The sequence below is a fragment of the Kitasatospora setae KM-6054 genome, assembly GCF_000269985.1.
Classification (GTDB): Bacteria; Actinomycetota; Actinomycetes; order Streptomycetales; family Streptomycetaceae; genus Kitasatospora; species Kitasatospora setae.
The window spans coordinates 7,214,456-7,230,452 of record NC_016109.1 but is presented as its reverse complement, the minus strand read 5'-3'; the positions used below and the strand labels follow the sequence as shown (position 1 = coordinate 7,230,452).

14 protein-coding genes are annotated in these 15,997 nt (G+C 76.5%); 7 read left to right on the top strand and 7 right to left on the bottom strand.

Features of this window, described 5'->3' with window-relative positions; all coding sequences use genetic code 11:
- Nucleotides 1-14: 14 nt before the first annotated feature.
- Entirely contained in the window at nt 15-1,028 is a 1,014-nt protein-coding gene (locus KSE_RS31845) for an ArsR/SmtB family transcription factor (protein WP_014139498.1), read from the bottom strand.
- A 56-nt stretch (nt 1,029-1,084) separates the two neighbouring features.
- Between KSE_RS31845 and KSE_RS31840 the strand changes: the two genes are divergently transcribed.
- On the top strand, nt 1,085-2,362 hold the full coding sequence (locus tag KSE_RS31840) for an MFS transporter (protein ID WP_014139497.1): 1,278 nt from the start codon (nt 1,085-1,087) through the stop codon (nt 2,360-2,362).
- Here KSE_RS31840 and KSE_RS31835 read toward each other — a convergent pair.
- Both KSE_RS31835 and KSE_RS31830 read right to left on the bottom strand, forming a co-directional pair.
- The gene (locus KSE_RS31835; protein ID WP_014139496.1) at nt 2,356-3,459 is read right to left on the bottom strand and encodes a S66 family peptidase; all 1,104 of its coding nucleotides are present in this window, start codon (nt 3,457-3,459) and stop codon (nt 2,356-2,358) included. The two genes, KSE_RS31840 and KSE_RS31835, sit on opposite strands and share 7 nt — an antisense overlap.
- Before the next feature lie 91 nt (nt 3,460-3,550).
- Nucleotides 3,551-4,498 (bottom strand): zinc-binding dehydrogenase, encoded by a 948-nt coding sequence (locus KSE_RS31830; RefSeq protein ID WP_014139495.1) that lies wholly within the window; start codon nt 4,496-4,498, stop codon nt 3,551-3,553.
- Between the two features lie 627 nt (nt 4,499-5,125).
- On the opposite strand from KSE_RS31830, the gene KSE_RS31825 reads away from it, so the two are divergent.
- A complete protein-coding gene (locus KSE_RS31825) occupies nt 5,126-5,689 on the top strand; it encodes a DUF4240 domain-containing protein (RefSeq protein ID WP_014139494.1) in 564 nt (187 codons plus the stop codon).
- Nucleotides 5,690-5,759: 70 nt separating this feature from the next.
- Here the strand turns inward: KSE_RS31825 and KSE_RS31820 are convergent, their stop codons facing one another.
- Entirely contained in the window at nt 5,760-6,560 is an 801-nt protein-coding gene (locus KSE_RS31820; RefSeq protein WP_081539700.1) for a nucleotidyltransferase domain-containing protein, read from the bottom strand.
- Nucleotides 6,561-6,727: 167 nt separating this feature from the next.
- On the opposite strand from KSE_RS31820, the gene KSE_RS31815 reads away from it, so the two are divergent.
- The 4 genes from KSE_RS31815 to KSE_RS31800 all read left to right on the top strand — a co-directional run bounded on the left by KSE_RS31815 (nt 6,728) and on the right by KSE_RS31800 (nt 9,409).
- Entirely contained in the window at nt 6,728-7,222 is a 495-nt protein-coding gene (locus KSE_RS31815; protein ID WP_014139492.1) for a VOC family protein, read from the top strand.
- A gap of 369 nt (nt 7,223-7,591) precedes the next feature.
- Complete coding sequence (locus KSE_RS31810; protein WP_331457854.1) at nt 7,592-8,368, top strand: hypothetical protein; 777 nt, start codon at nt 7,592-7,594, stop codon at nt 8,366-8,368.
- Nucleotides 8,369-8,442: 74 nt separating this feature from the next.
- Nucleotides 8,443-8,874: a hypothetical protein gene (locus tag KSE_RS31805; RefSeq protein WP_014139490.1), complete on the top strand. Its 432-nt coding sequence runs from the start codon at nt 8,443-8,445 to the stop codon at nt 8,872-8,874.
- A gap of 127 nt (nt 8,875-9,001) precedes the next feature.
- Nucleotides 9,002-9,409, top strand: coding sequence for a hypothetical protein (locus KSE_RS31800; RefSeq protein ID WP_014139489.1), 408 nt, complete (start codon nt 9,002-9,004; stop codon nt 9,407-9,409).
- Between the two features lie 42 nt (nt 9,410-9,451).
- Here KSE_RS31800 and KSE_RS31795 read toward each other — a convergent pair whose 3' ends face one another.
- Nucleotides 9,452-10,483, bottom strand: a complete 1,032-nt coding sequence (locus KSE_RS31795; RefSeq protein ID WP_148283185.1) for a hypothetical protein — start codon at nt 10,481-10,483, stop codon at nt 9,452-9,454.
- 278 nt (nt 10,484-10,761) lie between these two features.
- Here KSE_RS31795 and KSE_RS41605 point away from each other — a divergent pair, with 278 nt between their 5' ends.
- Nucleotides 10,762-11,073 carry a hypothetical protein gene (locus KSE_RS41605; RefSeq protein WP_033260137.1) on the top strand — a complete coding sequence of 104 codons (312 nt, stop codon included), beginning with the start codon at nt 10,762-10,764 and terminating at the stop codon, nt 11,071-11,073.
- 116 nt (nt 11,074-11,189) lie between these two features.
- Here KSE_RS41605 and KSE_RS38970 read toward each other — a convergent pair whose 3' ends face one another.
- Nucleotides 11,190-15,539, bottom strand: a complete 4,350-nt coding sequence (locus KSE_RS38970) for a LysM peptidoglycan-binding domain-containing protein (protein ID WP_014139486.1) — start codon at nt 15,537-15,539, stop codon at nt 11,190-11,192.
- A complete protein-coding gene (locus tag KSE_RS31780) occupies nt 15,539-15,967 on the bottom strand; it encodes a TadE/TadG family type IV pilus assembly protein (RefSeq protein ID WP_033260136.1) in 429 nt (142 codons plus the stop codon). Before KSE_RS31780 ends, KSE_RS38970 begins: the two co-directional genes overlap by 1 nt.
- Between the last annotated feature and the right edge of the window lie 30 nt (nt 15,968-15,997).

The following is a 15,997-nucleotide window of genomic DNA, read 5'->3' as shown; positions in this document are numbered from 1 at the left end:
CGGCGCCGGGGGCGTCAGGGGTGCGGTTCGCCGTGTCGCAGGGCGGCGCCGAGCGGGGTGGGGCGGTAGTGGACGTGCCGGCCGTGCCGGGTGCGTTCGAGCAGGGCGGCGGTGCGCAGCGCGGTGAGGTGGCGGCTGACGGCGGCGGGGGTGACGGCGAGGCGGTGGGCGAGTTCGGTGGTGGTGGCGGGGCCGTCGTCGGCGAGCAGCACCAGCAGGCGGGCGCGGGTGGCGCCGAGCAGGCCGGTGAGGGCCTGCGGGGCGGGTGGCGGGGGCCGTTCGGCGAGGGTGGCGAGGCCGCGGGTGGCGTAGACGATGTGCGGCGGGGCGTCGCGGTCGAGCATGGTGGAGACGCCGTCGGCGAAGCAGCTGGGGGTGAGCAGCAGGCGGCGGCCGTCGACGGGGATGTCGTCGGGGGTGGACGGCCAGGGGCCGCCGCGGCGGATGGTGAGGGTGTCGTCGGCCCAGGAGAGCCGTGCGCTGATGCCGTGGAACAGGGCGTCGGCGCCGCCTTCGGCGAGGGTGCGGGCGCGGTGGGCGAGGTCGGCGGTGAGGACGGTGCGGGCCCGGGGCCACCAGTGCGGGGCGAGGCAGGTGTGCCAGTAGGTCTCCAGGGCGTCGGCGAGGTCGGCGAGCAGCCGGTCGGGGTGGCGCAGGCCGGCGGCGAGGACGGGCGGGACGGGTTCGCCGAGCGGGTGGAAGGTCTGTTCGAGGCCGGGGCGCAGCCGGGCGGGGTCGGTGGCGCGCAGGGCGGCGAGTTCGTCGCGCAGGGCGGGGGCGGGGACGGCGGGGCGCGGGGTGAGCAGGTCGGGGACCCAGTAGCGGCGGCGGGCGACCAGCGCGGTCAGCAGGGGGTGCGCGTCGAGCCGTTCGAAGGCGGGGCGCAGGGCCGCGAAGGCGGGGCGCAGGGCGGGGAAGCGGTGGGCGTGGTGGGTCCACATGCGCAGGCTGAGCACCGCCTCCTGGAGCGGGGAGTACCCGAAGGAGGTGGCGGCGAGGTCGGCGAGGCGGAGCCGGAAGCGGATCATTGACCGCCAGGGTAAATCGGTTCCGGTCCGAACGGCCCGGGGGTGTGCTGTCCGGCATGAACGCAGTGACCACTTCCCCGCCGCTGTCCCCTTCTTCTCCCCCGCTGTCCCCTCCTCCCTCGCGCTCCCCGGTGGTCCGCCGGTTGGCCGCGTTGCTGCTGGTCAACGCGGTGGGCAACGGGTTGTTCCTGACGGTGGGGGCGCTCTGGTTCACCCGCGGGCTGGGGTTCTCGGCGGGGGTGGTGGGCGCGGCGCTGACGGCGGCGGGCCTGTGCGGGGTGCCGGCGGCGCTGCCGGTGGGGCGGCTGTGCGACCGGTGGGGGGCGAAGCCGGTGCTGGTGGTGGTGCACGTGGTGCAGGCGGCGGCGACGGCGGTGTTCGCGTGCGCGGGGTCGCTGTGGCTGTTCGTGGTGCTGGTGTGCGTGACGGGCACGGCGTCCCGGGCGAACGGGGTGGCCAGGTCGACGCTGTACGCGCACGCGCTGCCGGCCGGGTCGCGGACCCGGGCGCTGGCCGTGCTGCGGGCGCTGAACAACGTCGGGATCGGGGCGGGCGCCGCGCTCGGCGCGCTGGTGACGGCGCACGGCGGCCGGGTCGGGCTGCGGGCGGCGGTGTGCGCGAGCGCGGCGGCGTACCTGCTGGCGCTGCTGCCGCTGCGGGCGGTGCCGACGGGGGCGGCGCCGGCCGGGGGCGCGGCCGGTCCGGGGGCGGCGCGGCCGCTGCGGGACGTGCCGTTCCTGGGGGTGGCGGCGCTGAACGCGGTGGTGAACACGCTGTACGTGGTGCTGGAGGTGGGGCTGCCGCTGTGGACGCTCGGCCACACGGCGGCCGGTCCGGCGGTGACGGGCTGGCTGCTGCTGGCCAACACGGCGCTGGTCGCGCTGGCGCAGGTGGCGGCGGCCCGCCGGGTGGCGGGGCTGGCGGGGGCGGCCCGCTCGTTCCGGCGCGGCGGGCTGCTGGTGGGCGCGGCCTGCCTGGCCCTGGCGGGGGCGGCCGGGCGGACGCCGGGGGTGGCGGTCGCGGTGCTGGTCGGCGCGGTGGTGCTGCTGACGGCGGGCGAGGTGCTGTCGCAGGCGGGCAGCTGGGCCCTGTCGTACGGGCTGGCGCCCGAGCACGCGCACGGCGCGTACCAGGGCGTCCTGCACACTGGTGTCGCCCTCGGCCAGGCGCTCGCCCCGGCCGCCCTGACCGTCCTCGTCCTGCCGCACGGCACCGCGGGCTGGGCGTCGCTGGCCGCGGTGTTCGCGGCGGCGGCCCTGGCGCTGCCCCCGGTGGCCCGCCGGGCGGCGGTCGGCCGGGGTGAGCGTCCCCTCTTGGCCCTTTCCCCTCAGTAGGTGACGGTGATCCGGCGGGCCGGCCCGTCGACGCGGACCAGGCCGCCGTAGGGGATGACGAGCTGCGGTTCGGTGTGGCCGAAGTCGACGTCGAAGACGGCGGTCGCCTCGGGGGCGTAGGCCGCCAGGGCGCGGAGGACGGCGGCGCGCTGTTCGGCGCGGTAGTGGGCGCGGGCGGCGGCGTCGTGGGGGTGTTCGAAGCTCCAGGCCATGGCGCGGCCGACCAGGACGGCGGGGAACTGCCGGAGCAGGCCGCGCTCGCCGAGGTTGCGCAGGATCCGGAACACCTCGGTGCCGCTGGGCAGTTCCTCGGAGGTCTCGATCAGCAGCACGCCGCCGGCGTACGCCTCGGCCGGGCGCAGCCGGTCGGCGGCGGCCATCCAGTGCAGGATCTCCAGGTTGCCGCCCCAGCTGGGGCCTTCGACGACGCGGTCGGGGCGGTGCCAGTGCCAGCCGGTGGCGGGCTCGGTGGCGGGCTCGCGGGTGAAGGTCTCCGGGTCCTCCCAGCGGCCGTTGGCGGTGCTGGTGTCGGTGGCGGCGGTGAGCTCGTACGTGCCGCCGTCGAAGAGCGCGGCGCGCAGCGAGGCGGCGGTGAGCGGGTGGACGGCGACGGGCCGGCCGAGCTGGGTCATCAGGGCGGCGCCGTGGTAGGAGACGATGCCCTGGCGGTGCAGGAAGTCGAGCAGGTTGGTGTTGTCGCTGTAGCCGAAGTACGGCTTGGGGTGGGCCCGGAGCAGTTCGGCGTCGAGGTGCGGGACGACGGTGAGCTGGTCGTCGCCGCCGATGCTGGCCATCACGGCGGTGACCGTCGGATCGGCGAACGCGGCGTGCAGGTCGGCGGCGCGCTCGGCGGGGGTGGCGCCGAGCTTGCGGGTGGTCGGGTACTCGACGGGTTCGAGGCCGAACTCCTCGCGCAGGCGGCGCAGTCCGAGCTCGTACGGGAGCGGGAAGGCGCCCGGCCCGGCGAAGCCCGGCGAGACGATCGCGATCCGGTCGCCGGGCCGGGGCCTGGGCGGGTACGCGGGCGGGTACGCGGGCAAGTGCGCGGGTCGGGGCGGGAGCGGGCGTACGGGCTGGGACGTCGACTGGTCGGGCATGCCGGGATGCTAGCGGCGCGGACGCGCCGCACACGACCGGGTTTCGGCGCCCGGCCCGGCCGCCGCTCCCCCGTCCGCCCGGTCGCGGGCCTCAGCCGTCGACGTCCAGCAGGGTCTTGCCGAGGGTGTCGCGGGCCTCGATGGCGCGGTGCGCGTCGGCGGCGCGCTCCAGCGGGAAGCGGCGGCCGATGACGGGGCGCAGCCGGTGCGCGCGGGCTTCGGCGAGGACGTGCCCGGTGGCGGCGCGCGTGCTCGCGGGGGTGGGGCGCAGGGCGAGGACGGTGAGGCGGCGGGCGGCGGCCTCGTCGGCCGGGAGGTCGGTCCAGGCACCGCCGGCCAGACCGTGGTTGATCAGGCGCCCGCCGTCGCGGAGCAGGTCGACGGCGGCGCGGCCGAGCGCGCCGCCCACGCCGTCGAGGACGGCGTCGACGGGGGCGATCCGGTCGGCCCAGTCGGGCCGCAGGTAGTCGGCGGTCTCGGGGGCGCCGAGTTCGGCGGCGAGGGCGAGCTTGCGGGGGCCGCCGGCGGCGGCGACGACGTGGGCGCCGGCGGCGGTGGCGAGTTGGACCAGCAGCGTGCCGACCCCGCCCGCGGCGGCGGTCACCAGGACGCGTTCGCCGGGTGCGGGCGCGGCGGTCTCCAGCAGGAGCCGGGCGGTGCGGCCGTCGGCGAGCAGGGCGGTGGCGGCGTCCAGCGGGAGGCCGTCAGGAACGGGGTGGAGGCCCTCGGCCGGGACGGCGGCGAGTTCGGCGTACCCGCCGCTCCCGCCGGTCGCGGAGACCACCCGCCGCCCCAGCCAGCCGGGGTCGGCGCCGGGGCCGAGCGCGGTGACGGTGCCGCCGACCCCGTTCCCCGGGATCATCGGCAGGCGCCCGGCGAACGGCCCGCGCCCGGTGGCCCGGAACTGGGTCTCGACGAAGGTCAGGTTGGCGTGCGCGACGTCGATCAGCACCTGCCCCTCCCCCGGCACCGGATCGGGCGCGGCCCCCGGCACCAGCACCTCGGGCCCGCCGAACTCCCGCAACCACACCGCGCGCATCGTCTCTCCGCCCGTTCGCGGGCCGGTCGTTCCGGCCTGACGGCGATCCTGTGACATCAAGTCCGCTTGAGGTCAAGCCCGTGACGTGTCATCGTTTCCCCGCCCTATCGCCGACCCGAGCCGAGCTGAGCCGAGCCGCCCCGTGACATGTCACCTATCTGCTGGCCCTGATCCGTGACACGTCACCGACCCCGGCCGCGCCCGGCCGGGCGAGGCTCGCTCGGCCCGAAACCGTGACACGTCACCGACCCAGACCCGTGACATGTCACGGATGGCTGCCCCGACCGGCCCCAACCGGTGACGCGTCACCTATCCGCCACCCCGAACCGTGACACGTCACCGACTCGGACCCGTGACATATCACCGATGACCGCCCTACCCGACCCCGACCGATGATGCGTCACCCATCCGCGACCCCGAACCGTGACACGTCACCGACCCAGACCCGTGACATGTCACGGATGGCTGCCCCGACCGGCCCCAACCGGCCCCAACCGGTGACGCGTCACCTATCCGCCACCCCGAACCGTGACACGTCACCGACTCGGACTCGGCCCGGCCCGAAACCGTGACACGTCACCAACCCGAACCCATGACATGTCACCGATAGCTGCGAGGATCCCCACCATGGACACGGACGGTTTCTGGACCCTGGTGGAGTCGAGCGCGGCGGGCGACCTGCCCTGTACCCGCGCCGACCGGCTGACCGACCGGCTCGCCGGGCTGCCGCTGCCCGAGGTCCTCGACTTCCAGTTGCGCCTGGACGAGGCCCGCGCCCCGCTGGACACCCCGGCCACCCTGGCGGTGGCGAAGCTCGTCCTGCGCGGCCGGGTCAGCGACGACAGCCTCTGGTACTTCCACGCCTGGCTGATCGGTCTCGGCCAGGACGCCCACCACCTGGCCGTCCACGACCCGGACGCCCTGGCCGGTCACCCGGCCCTCCGCCGCCTGGCCGCCCTGCCCTACCGCCGCTGGGAGAACCACGACTTCCCGGACTGGGAGTCGGTGGACTACTGCGCCCAGGAGGCGTACGAGCGCCTCACCGGCGAGGAGGACGGCCTGGAGGAGGCGATGGAGGCGATCGGCCACGACAGCCCGTGCAACGCCGGGTTCGCCGACCCGGCCTGGACCTCCGAGGAGTCCGCCGCCCGGCTCCCCCGCCTCACCGCGCTGTTCGCCGACGCCGGATGAGGCCCGCCCGGCCCGACACCCACCGGCCCGACAACACCGCCCAGGCCGACACCGTCCAGGCCGACACCCCTCAGGCCAGTGCCCGTTCGATCAGCTCGCGGGTGAACAGCCGGGCCCGCTCGGCGCGTTCGTCCCGGGCCTCGGGGGTCAGGGCGGGCGGGACGCCGTAGCGGCGGGCGGCGATGTCCGCGGCGAGGCCGGCCGGGGCGCCCAGGGCGGGCAGGCGGCTGATCGCCTCGCGCTTGCTGATCAGCCGGCCCTCGCGCAGGGCGACGGTGGCGCGGACGGCGGTGACCGGGCCGTGGTCGACCCAGATGTCGCGCTGCCAGGGCTCGGGCCGCGCGGTGACGGGGTACCAGAACTCCCGCAGGTCGGTCCGGATGTGCGCGTGCAGTTCGGCGTCGTCGACCGGCGGCAGTAGCGCGCTCGGTGCCTCGCCCGCCAACACCCGTCCGCCGTCCAGCAGTTCGCGCCGGGTGACGGCCGTGACCGGGCGGTCCATCGGCTCCTCCTGGGCGAAGGCGAAGTGCGCGACGGCCGGGTCGGCCAGTCCGGTGCGCGGCACGTACGCGCAGTGCAGCCGCACCGCGTCGGGCCGGTCCGCGATCAACTCCCGGTGCAGCGCGGCCAGTCGTTCGCGCACCGGCTCGTCGGGGGCGGCCGGGAGGACGGCGACCAGGTCGAGGTCGCTGCGCCCGTGCCGGTAGTCGCCGTGTGCCAGCGAGCCGTGCGCCCACAGCGCGTCCACCGGCACGGCGGCCGACAGGCGGTCCGCGAAGAGCGCCAACAGCGGTGCGGCCAGGGCGTTCTGGGCGGCATCCTCGGCTTCCTGCGCCGCCGCGGAGGGGAGTGCCGACTCGGGGAGGGTCATGCCGTCCATCCTGACACGACCGGGCGGTCGACCATCCGCCCCGGCCACTCGGCCCCGGCCGCCCCGCGCCCGGACGCGCCTGCGCCGCGTTCCGCCGCGCGCGTCCTACCGTCGGAGGGGTCCGGCCGACCGGCCGGGTGACCGTGCGGGAACGGAGGAGCCTCCCGATGGCGCAGAAGATCACCACTTTCCTGTGGTTCGACGACCAGGCCGAGCAGGCCGCCGAGTTCTACACCTCGGTGTTCGAGTTCGGGCGGGTCACCGACGTGCAGCGTTACTCGGCGGCGGGGCCGGGCGAGCCGGGCAGCGTGATGCTGGTGTCGTTCGAGTTGTTCGGGCAGGAGTTCCTGGCGCTGAACGGCGGCCCGCAGTTCACCTTCAACGAGGCGGTCTCGCTGCAGGTGGACTGCGCCGACCAGGCCGAGGTGGACCGCTACTGGGAGCTGCTGACGGCGGACGGCGGCGCGCCGGGCCCGTGCGGCTGGCTGAAGGACCGCTACGGCCTGTCCTGGCAGATCGTGCCGCGCCGGATGACCGAACTGCTCAGCGACCCGGACCCGGAGCGCGCCCGCCGGGCCACCGCCGCGATGCTGCGGATGGGCCGGCTCGACATCGCTGCCCTGGAGGCCGCCGCCGACGGAGCCGACACCGACGGGGGCTGACACGGACGACGGGGCCGCCCCCGGCAGGACCCGGCCTCGCCAGAACCCGAGCCCGACACGCACCGGTCCCGCACGGCCCGTCCCCGCACGGCCCCGAGCCCGCCAGACCCCGGCCCCGGCCCCGGCGGAACCCGGTCCCGCACAGCCACCCGTGGCACCGCGCCCGCCCGGTCACGCGCGCCTCGGCTGCCCGCGAATGCCGTCGAAATAGGGTGGCACCAGGCGAAAAGGACTTTCGGCTGGGCCGCGCTGGCGGCAGCGATGGCGTGGTGGGTGCGGTGACGGGACCGGCCTGGCCGGCGGGCTCGTGGCGGCCGGTGCAGGGTCGGTCCGGGCCGTGGTGACGGGGGCGGAGACCGCCCGGATCGCCTGGGAACGACTGGGGCGCGCCCTGCCGGGCCACCGGCTACCTCGACGGGGCGGAGGAGTACGCCGGCGGCGGCGCCCGTCCGCGAACTGCCCACCGCCCGGGCGCCGTACCCCACCGTCTGCGCCGAACTCTCGCTCACCGAGCGGCCCGACCCGTCCTCCGGGCACCTGGTCGGCGACGAGATCTGCTGGACTCTCACCCCGCACAACGCGGGCCCGCGATCCGCCCCCGCCGGCTGGAGCATCACCCAACTGCTGCCGCCCGAGGTCGAGTTGGTCTCCCTCAGCGGCCCCGGCCACACCGTCTCCGGCTTGACCGCCACCGCCACCGCCACCACCGAGCTCCCGGCCGGCACCGACGGCCCCGCCCTGACCGCCACCGTCCGCGCCCGCAGCCCGCAGGACCTGCACAACGTCGCGTACGTCGCGCCGCTTCCCCCGTCCGCCGCCACCGACCTGGACGGCGACGGCTACCCCGACACCGTCTTCGAGCACCTCAACCCGCTGGTCGTGCCCACCCCGGACACCGACACCGACACCTCCCCCACCGACAACGACGCCCAGGGCCACTGGACCGTCACCGCCCCCACACCCGCACCCGCGCCCACGCCCACGCCCACGCCGGCTCCCGTGCCAACTCCCGCGCTCAGCGCGTCCGGTGGCGACGGCCGCCTCCCGGACACCGGCACCGAGCTCGGCACCCAGGCCGCCCTGTCCGCCTTCCTGCTGAGCGCGGGCGCCCTGGCCCACGGCCTCGGCCGCCGCCGGAAGCGCTGAGCTCGCGGAAAACCGGCGGACGGCCGGCGGGCGCTCTGCCAGCATGGGGTCCGTGACCGCTCCCCGAAAGGCCGATGGCGCGTAAGCCGCCCGGCGCCGTCCGCGCCCTGCTCGCCGTGCCGCGGCGCGCCCTGCACCGTCCCGTCCGCCCGCTGCGGGGGCTGCCCGCACGGACGGTCGCGGCCGTCCGCCGCTTCGAGGCCGCGCGCCTGTGGCCGGGCGCCGTCGCCGACGCCCTGCACGCGTACGAGGGGTTCCTCCGGCAGCCCGGCCAGTACCTGTACGTCCCCCTGTCCGACTGCCCCTGCTGCGACCCGCTCGAAGCCCGCGACACCCTCGAACTGGCACTGCGCCTGCTCCCCCGCCCCGCCGGGGCCCCGCTGCGCGCCGCCGTCGACCGGCTCGACACCGAGTTCCGCCGCCGCACCCTGCCCGACCCGCGAGCCGCCCCGGCGGGCGCCTGGCACGCGGCGGCCTGGTGGCGCCGGCGTCTCACGGGCAGCTGAACACCGCCCATGACGGGACGTCAGCCATGCGCCGCCGGTCGGTAGTGTGGTGGCTCCTGAGGGCTCCTGACGGTTCCTGATCGTTCTTGGGGGGGACGGCATGGATATCGGAGGATTCGCCCACTCGGTGGGACGTCGGAACGCACTGCGCTACCTGGGCGGGGAGCTCAAGGCACAGACCCTGGTGGCCTTCGCGAAGGACACCAGGACCTACGAGTCCGACCAGGACCACCGTGGCAGGCTCGTCGTTCGCGGCGACGGCAGCCGGCACACCACCCAGTGGGGCGGCATCGCCGGAGAGTGGCAGTACAACGGCGGCGTCGTCTCGCTCCTCGACGGGAGCCGGGAGTCGGACGCCCTCACCGTGGGCAAGGTCCCGGAGACGATTGCCGCCGGATTCAGCCGGACCCTGCCCCTGGCGTCCGGGTGGGCCGAGGTCGGCGGAGACGGGGACCTCGACGTGCAGGTGACGAAGGACACCATCCGGCTGACCTTCGGCGGCGGGCAGCGCGTCATCACCTGCACCCGGGCGTAGCGGACACGCCCCCGGGCCGCGACACCCGGACCCCGGAGCCACTCAGCCCCTGCGGGGCAGCTGCCCGGGCACGGCGGCGCGGCCCTCCAGGCTGAAGTGCGGGGAGTCGAGCAGGCCCGAGTCACCGACGGCCGGCGCAAGGCTTCCCGCGCCTTCCGGCAGCGCCGGACGCACACTGCCACCGATGCGGACGGTCTGCTGGTCCCCCGCCTGCACAGCCACCCCACCCACGCTGTCGCCACCGATACGGACGACCTGCTGATCCCCCGCCTGCACGGCCACCCCACCCACCAGGTGGCCGCTGATGCGGATGGTCTGCTGATCCCCGGCTTGTAGGACCGGCGCGTTCAGGACCGAGTTGCGCAGATCGATGATCTGCCCATCGCCCGCGGTCAGTTGGAGGCTGTAGATGACCGCTCCCCGGAGGTCGACCCGTGGCGGCTCTCCGGTGTCTTCTCGCGCCTCGGAGCGGACCTCCGCCTCGGGCTGCTCGAGGTCGTGCAGTTGACGTGCCCTCTCCTCCGCTCCGGTGGCGTCGTCGCCGCCGAGGGAAGCCAGTGCGCGCACGACGGACATGACGCTGTTCTGCTTCGCCCGAGCTCCGGCGACGACACGCCGGACGGTCTCGGGGCTGATGTCGCTGCTCTGGGAGTCGGCCAGGACGGCCGTGCTGATGGCGCTCAACGAGGGGCTGCCGGCCGCCTCGTACAGCCTCCTGACCTCGGCCCTTAGCGCCGACGGCACCGATGACGCCGATGACGCCGATGGATCGCCGACCGGCTGCGGCCGCTTCGAGGGCGCGGCCCTGCCCGTCGGCGTCGACCGATCGCCTTCGGACGCAGCGGGCTTGGCGGCACCGGCACTCGAACCACCCGCGGCCGAACGGCCGGTGGCGGACTCGTCCAGGCCGAGTGCCTCCTCGACCTCGCGCCTCCTGTCCATCCACCTCGCCATCGCCGCCTCGCCCTCCGGGTCCCAGGCCAGCACCATGGCGCGCAGCAGCGTCCGCGAGGGCAGGCGCCTCGCGCCGAGGGCGGCGTAGATGCTGGATCGACCGACCCCGTGCTTCGCCACGACGTGGTCGACCCCGAGGGGCTCCGGCCCGGTGGCCTTCGGCCTTCGGGGAGGGGCCGAGTCGCGCAACCTGCGCAGGTCGGCGGCGAAGGCCTCGAGTGGCTTGGCGGGATCCAGGGGACGTGCGCGACGCGCCAATATTACTCCACGGTAAGTCCGTTTTAGTCTCGCTTGGGACCATGCTAGCGGCCTCGGTTCCCCAGGGTGGTGGAGTTGGTGGTGTCCGCCGTCGCTTGGCACCAAGTCGACGGACTGACCAGCAGAGAAGAGGAGTTGACGTGTCCTTCGACGATCAGGACGACAGCCGCGAACGCACCACCGCCACCACCACCGCCGCCACCACCACAGCCGCCAGTGGCTGGCGGCGCATCGCCCTGCCGGTTCCCCCGTTGGGGAAGCTGGCACGGGGCAGCGGGATCGCGGACAGGCTGGGCACCTGCACCGGCTCCGGTCTCGCCGGCTGGGTCGCGACCGGCCACACGCACGGGGAGGCCACCTGGGCGACCGTGGTCCTCGCGGTCGCGATGATCGCGGCAGAGGCGGTGCGTGCGCGCAGGTGCGCCTGCCCCGCGCCACGGGGCCTGAGCTAGCCACCGGCACGGCGGAGGGCGGTGTTCGCGGGGGATCCCCCGCGAACACCGCCCTCCGCCGCGACTCCGCCGCCCCCGACCGGGCCCGGACCGGACTGGGCCACCGCCGGTCCGGCTCAGCTGCCGGTGAGCAGGTCGCGGAGCAGCGCGACGGTGTCCGGGTCGAGGTCGCGGCCGGTGCGGCGGCTGAGCGCGTCGAGGCGGTTGACCGAGCGGACGAGCTGGTCGCGGGCGCCGGCCGAGGCGTAGGCGTAGAACAGGTCGCGGTGCAGGAGTTCGACCTCCGGGGCGACCGCGAGGGCGCGGAAGATCGCGGCCTCGGCGGTGCGGTGGTCGCCGTACTGGAGGCGGCGGGCGGCGAGTTCGTGCGCGGTGTCGACGATCGCGGCCAGCATGTCCTGCCGTTCGGCCTCCGCCCAGCCGTAGGTGCCGGCCGGGGCCTCCGCGAACGGGGCGCCCCGGACCAGGGCGAGGGCGTGCGCGAGGGCCGCGTCGGCGGTGCTGGAGGTGGAGCGCATGCCGCGCCGGTACAGGCTGCGGAACTCGTCCCAGTCGCAACTGACCGTCGGCGCCAGCGCGTACGTGTCGGCGGGCACCGCGCCGAGGTAGCCGCGGCCCTCCGGGGAGATGCCCAACCAGCCTGCCAGCGCGGCGAGTTTGGCGGGCAGCGGGTCGGCCAGGCGCTCGGCGGTGGCCCGCGGGTCGAGGTGCGCGGCGCCCGGGTGGATGTCGCGGTCGATCGCGGTGTGCTCGGTGCCGGGCCGCAGTGCCAGGTACGCGGCGAGCTCGGTGAGCCGGGGGCGGCCCGCCGGGTCGGTGCGGCCGGCCGCACCGAGCACGTCGACCGGCCCGAGCACCCGGATCCGCGGCGCGGAACGCAGGTGGTGGGCCTCCGGGGAACGCAGGATCGCCAACAGGTCGTCGCTGTCGGTGCGGGCCGGACCGCTCCCGGGCCGGGCGGACGGCCGGGCCGGGGAACGCGGGTCGGGCGCGGCCGCCTGGTCGTGGACGGGCAGCGGCTCGGGCGCCGGCGGCGGCCCCGCCGGCGCGGCGGGCTGCTCGAACGGCTGCTCGACGGGCCACTCGACCGGCTGCTGCTCGACCGGCGCGGGGGCGGCCAGCTCGAAGGACCGGGTGCCGCCGTCCGCGACGGGCTCGGGCTCCCACCCGGGCTCGGGCTCCGCGATCGGCTCGACCACCGGCTCCGGCGTGGACCCGGCTGCGGGCTCGGGCGTGAACTCGGTTGCCAGCGGCGGGAGTACGTCCTGCGGCGGGTTCGGCGACTGCGCGGGAACAGCGGAGTCGGCGGGAACAGCGGGGTCGGCGGGCAGCGCGGCGGCGATCCGGGGATCGACCGGCGTGCCGTGCGGCGGGGTGGTGACCTTGCGGGCCTGCCCGTTCGCGGCGTGCCGCGGCTCGGCGGGGGCGTTCTCCACCGGCTCCACCGGGGCGGCGTCCTCGACGGCGGGGGCGCTCTCCGCGACAGGCGCGGACCCCGGCGCGGGCGCGGCGGGCTGCACGGGCAGCACCGGGACGACCGCGTACGGGTTGGTGGGCGCGGTCGGGACCAGTCCGGCGAACGGGCTGCTGCCGGTGGGCACCACCCGGGCCAGCAGCCGGGGCCCGGCCGCGTCGCCGCCGCCCGTCCCGTCCGCTCCCCCGTTCGTCCCCCCGGCCCCGGCCCCGGAGGAGCCTGTGCCCGGCTTGTCGAGGCTGGTCTTCGCGGGCGCCTCGGTGAGCGCGGCGAGCGCCGTGCCGATCGACGCACCGGACGCCGCTCCGGACGCCGCTCCGGCGGCCGTGGCCTCCGGCCCGGTCGGGCCGCCGAGCAGGGCGATCAGCCGGGCGTCCAGGGTGCCGTCGAACCGGGTCTCGGTGTCGCTCAGGCCGAGGCTCGGCGCGTCGGTGCCGAACGGTGCGGGGACGGCCCCGATCGCGGCGCCGACGGCGGCCAACGCAGGGACGGGCAGCGGGAGTTCCTCGTCCTCCTCGGGGCCGTTGTGCGGACCGTCGAGGGTCCATTCGGGGGCCGGGTGCTGGGTGAAGTCGCCGGAGGAGCGGACGAGTTCGCCGATCCGGTCGTACTGTTCCCGGTTCAGGCGCTGGAGTTCGACGCTGAGGTGCAGGCCGGGCAGCGCGGCGTGGCCGGTCGCGGGGAGGGTCCAGCGGGCGACCGGGCCGGCGCCGCGCTCGGGGGCGCGGGTGAGGACGGCCAGGCAGGTGCGCGGGCGGCCGTCGAGCAGGCGGCCGAGTTCGGCGGGCACGGTGCCGGCCGGGGGCTGCGCGGAGAGCACGATCTCGGGCAGCCACGCCTCGTTCGCGCTGCCCCGGCTGCGGGCCTCGCGCGGGCTGCCGACGTTGGCGCCGATCAGGGTGGCGCGGGCCTTGGCGGTGCGCGGGCCGAGGGCGGCCAACGCGGCTTCCAGGGTGGGGTGGTGGTGCACCCGGTCGGCGGCGGGTCCGGCGGTGGGCAGGTCGGTGGCGATGCCGACCAGGTGCAGGTGCAGGCGGTCGGCGAGCGGGCTGTGGGCCAGTTCGACGGCCAGGCTGCGCAGCACGTCCTCGGCGTCGTCGGGGTGCCCGGAGAGGTGCACCAGCCGGACGGTCTCCAGGTCGGCGAGGACGGTCGAGCCGTCCGGGGTGGCGCCGAGGGTGACCAGCGCCGGGTAGGGGGCGGCGTGCTTGGCGGCCTGCGCGGCCGAGAGCAGCTCGGTGGAGTCGGTCGGGCACCACCACACGTTGGGGGCGTGCGCGGCCCGGAACGGGGCGATCGGCACGGCCGGTGCGGCCAGGTGCAGTTCGACGGTGCCTACGGTGGTGACCCGGACGGCGACCAGCGCGGGCAGCCGCTTCTCGCCGCGGACGACGTTGCGGCTCAGGGTGCGCAGCGCCCGGTCGAGCAGCTCCAGGCCGTGCTCGTCCTGCCGGGCCTTCAGCTCGGACTCCATCCGGCCGGCCGCGGCCGGGGGCAGCGCGATCCGGTGCCGGGGGCGGCGGGCCCGCTGCTGGTCGGTGCGGCGGCGGGCGACCAGGGCGATCAGCGCGGCGGCCATCAGCACGCCGACGCCGGAGGCCGCCAGCGCGACCGTGTAGTCGCCGTTGCCGGTGGCGGCGGTGTGCTGCTCGCGGACGGCGGGCAGGTTGGCGGCGGACGCGGAGTCCTGCGGCGCGGGCGACTGGACGGCCGGCGACTGCGCGGCCGGCGACTGGGCGGCGGGGCTCTGCTCGGGCGCGGGGGTGGCGGCCGTCGGCGCGGGCGTCGGCGCGGCGGCCGGCGGCGGGGTCGGGGCCTCGACCGGCGGCGTCGGGGTAGCCGGGGCCGGGGTCGCCGGGGCCGGGCTCTCGGGTGCCGGGGCCTGGTTGGCGCCGGGCACGGTGAGCACCATGCCGGGGGCGAGCACGTCCGGGTCGGTGAGCTTCTCGCCGTCGGGGGCGGTGGCGCCCTTGTTGGCGTCGAAGAGTTCGGGCCAGCGGTCGCCGTCGCCCAACTCCCGCTGGGCGATGGAGGAGAGTGAGTCGCCGGAGTGCACGGTGACGCTGCCGTGCGCGGGCAGGCCGGCCTGCGCGGAGGTGCCGGCGGGCAGGGCGGGCGGCGCGGGCGGGGTGGCGGTGCCGGGCTGGGCGGCGGGGGCGTTCGCGTCGGGCTTGGCGTCGGCGGGCATCAGCAGCTGCCAGCCGGGCTGGATCGGCCGGTCGGCGTCGAAGCGGGTGCCCGAATCGTCCATCGGGCGGCCCGCGTTGAGCTTGGCGATCTCGGTCCACCGTTCGCCGGAGCCGAGTTGGCGTTCGGCGATGGACCACAGGCTGTCGGCGGGCCGGGCGTCGCGGACGGTGTAGACGGCCTGCTGCGGGTCGGCAGCGGGCGCGGCCGCGGGCGCGCCGGCGGGCAGCGCGGCGTAGGCCGGGGCGGCCTGCAACTGGGCGACGGCGGCCGGGCGCTGGGCGGTCTCGGGGGTGGCGGCGAAGGCCGATCCGGCGACCGGGAGCAGTGCGATCACCGAGCCGACCAGGCCGGCCGCGATCCGCTGGCTCCAGCCGAACGCGGGGATCCGGCGGGCGACCCGGCCGCGCAGTTGGGCCGGGATCTCGACCAGGACGGAGACCAGGAAGCACAGCCAGCCGATCCAGCCGAGGCCGACCAGCAGCCACAGGAACAGGCTGCCGTCGTCGGGGCTGGTGAGGGCGGCGATCAGGTCGCCGTGGACGGGGTCGCCCATCGCGGCGACGGCGAGGGTGCCGTAGCCGAGCAGCGCGGGCACCCCGGCCAGCAGCAGGACGAGGGCCAGCAGGGCGCCGAACGCGGCGAGCACCGAGCTCCCGGTGCCCCGCCGGCCGCCCCGCCCGGCGGCGGACGGCACCGGGCGCCGTCCGCCACGGCCGGTGCCGGTACCGGTGCCGGCGGTGGGCTCGGGGCGCCGCGCTCGGCGTCCCTTGCGGTGCTGGTCGTCGGCTCCGCGCGCGGCCATCAGCCGGTCTTCCCTTCCGTGATGCCGTGCAGCAGGGTGGCCTTGCCGTGGCCCTGCACGGAGAGTGAGGTGATGCCGACCGCGCCGAGCAGGGCGGTCGGGTAGGTGGTGTCGACGGTGACGCTGATCTCGCTCAGGTCGGGGTACCTGGGGAAGTCGACGCTCCCGGACACGTGTTGCGAGGCGAGGTAGGCCCGGCCGGCGGAGACCGCCTGCTTCGGGTCGACCTGGTAGCCGCCGCCGGCCCGCAGCTTGGTGATGTCGAGCTGCTGGCCGGCCACCCGGGCGGCCTCCTGGGCGAGCGCGTCGGCCCGTTCGGTGGAGCGCAGTTGGCCGCCGAAGTCGAGCACCAGGCCGACCACGGCGACCAGGCTGACGGCGGTGATGGCGACCATGACCGAGATGCTGCCCCGGTCCGGCCCGTTCACGCCTCGCGCGGGCGCCTCGGCGCCTCCTTC

Bases quoted from the DNA above. Each gene is read 5' to 3' on its own strand.
- KSE_RS31830 (WP_014139495.1), bottom strand. From the start codon at position 4,498: ATGCGCGCGGTGTGGTTGCGGGAGTTCGGCGGGCCCGAGGTGCTGGTG.
- KSE_RS31805 (WP_014139490.1), top strand. From the start codon at position 8,443: ATGGCGCGTAAGCCGCCCGGCGCCGTCCGCGCCCTGCTCGCCGTGCCG.
- KSE_RS31815 (WP_014139492.1), top strand. From the start codon at position 6,728: ATGGCGCAGAAGATCACCACTTTCCTGTGGTTCGACGACCAGGCCGAG.
- KSE_RS31840 (WP_014139497.1), top strand. From the start codon at position 1,085: ATGAACGCAGTGACCACTTCCCCGCCGCTGTCCCCTTCTTCTCCCCCG.
- KSE_RS31845 (WP_014139498.1), bottom strand. From the start codon at position 1,028: ATGATCCGCTTCCGGCTCCGCCTCGCCGACCTCGCCGCCACCTCCTTC.
- KSE_RS38970 (WP_014139486.1), bottom strand. From the start codon at position 15,539: ATGGCCGCGCGCGGAGCCGACGACCAGCACCGCAAGGGACGCCGAGCG.
- KSE_RS31825 (WP_014139494.1), top strand. From the start codon at position 5,126: ATGGACACGGACGGTTTCTGGACCCTGGTGGAGTCGAGCGCGGCGGGC.
- KSE_RS31835 (WP_014139496.1), bottom strand. From the start codon at position 3,459: ATGCCCGACCAGTCGACGTCCCAGCCCGTACGCCCGCTCCCGCCCCGA.
- KSE_RS31820 (WP_081539700.1), bottom strand. From the start codon at position 6,560: ATGACCCTCCCCGAGTCGGCACTCCCCTCCGCGGCGGCGCAGGAAGCC.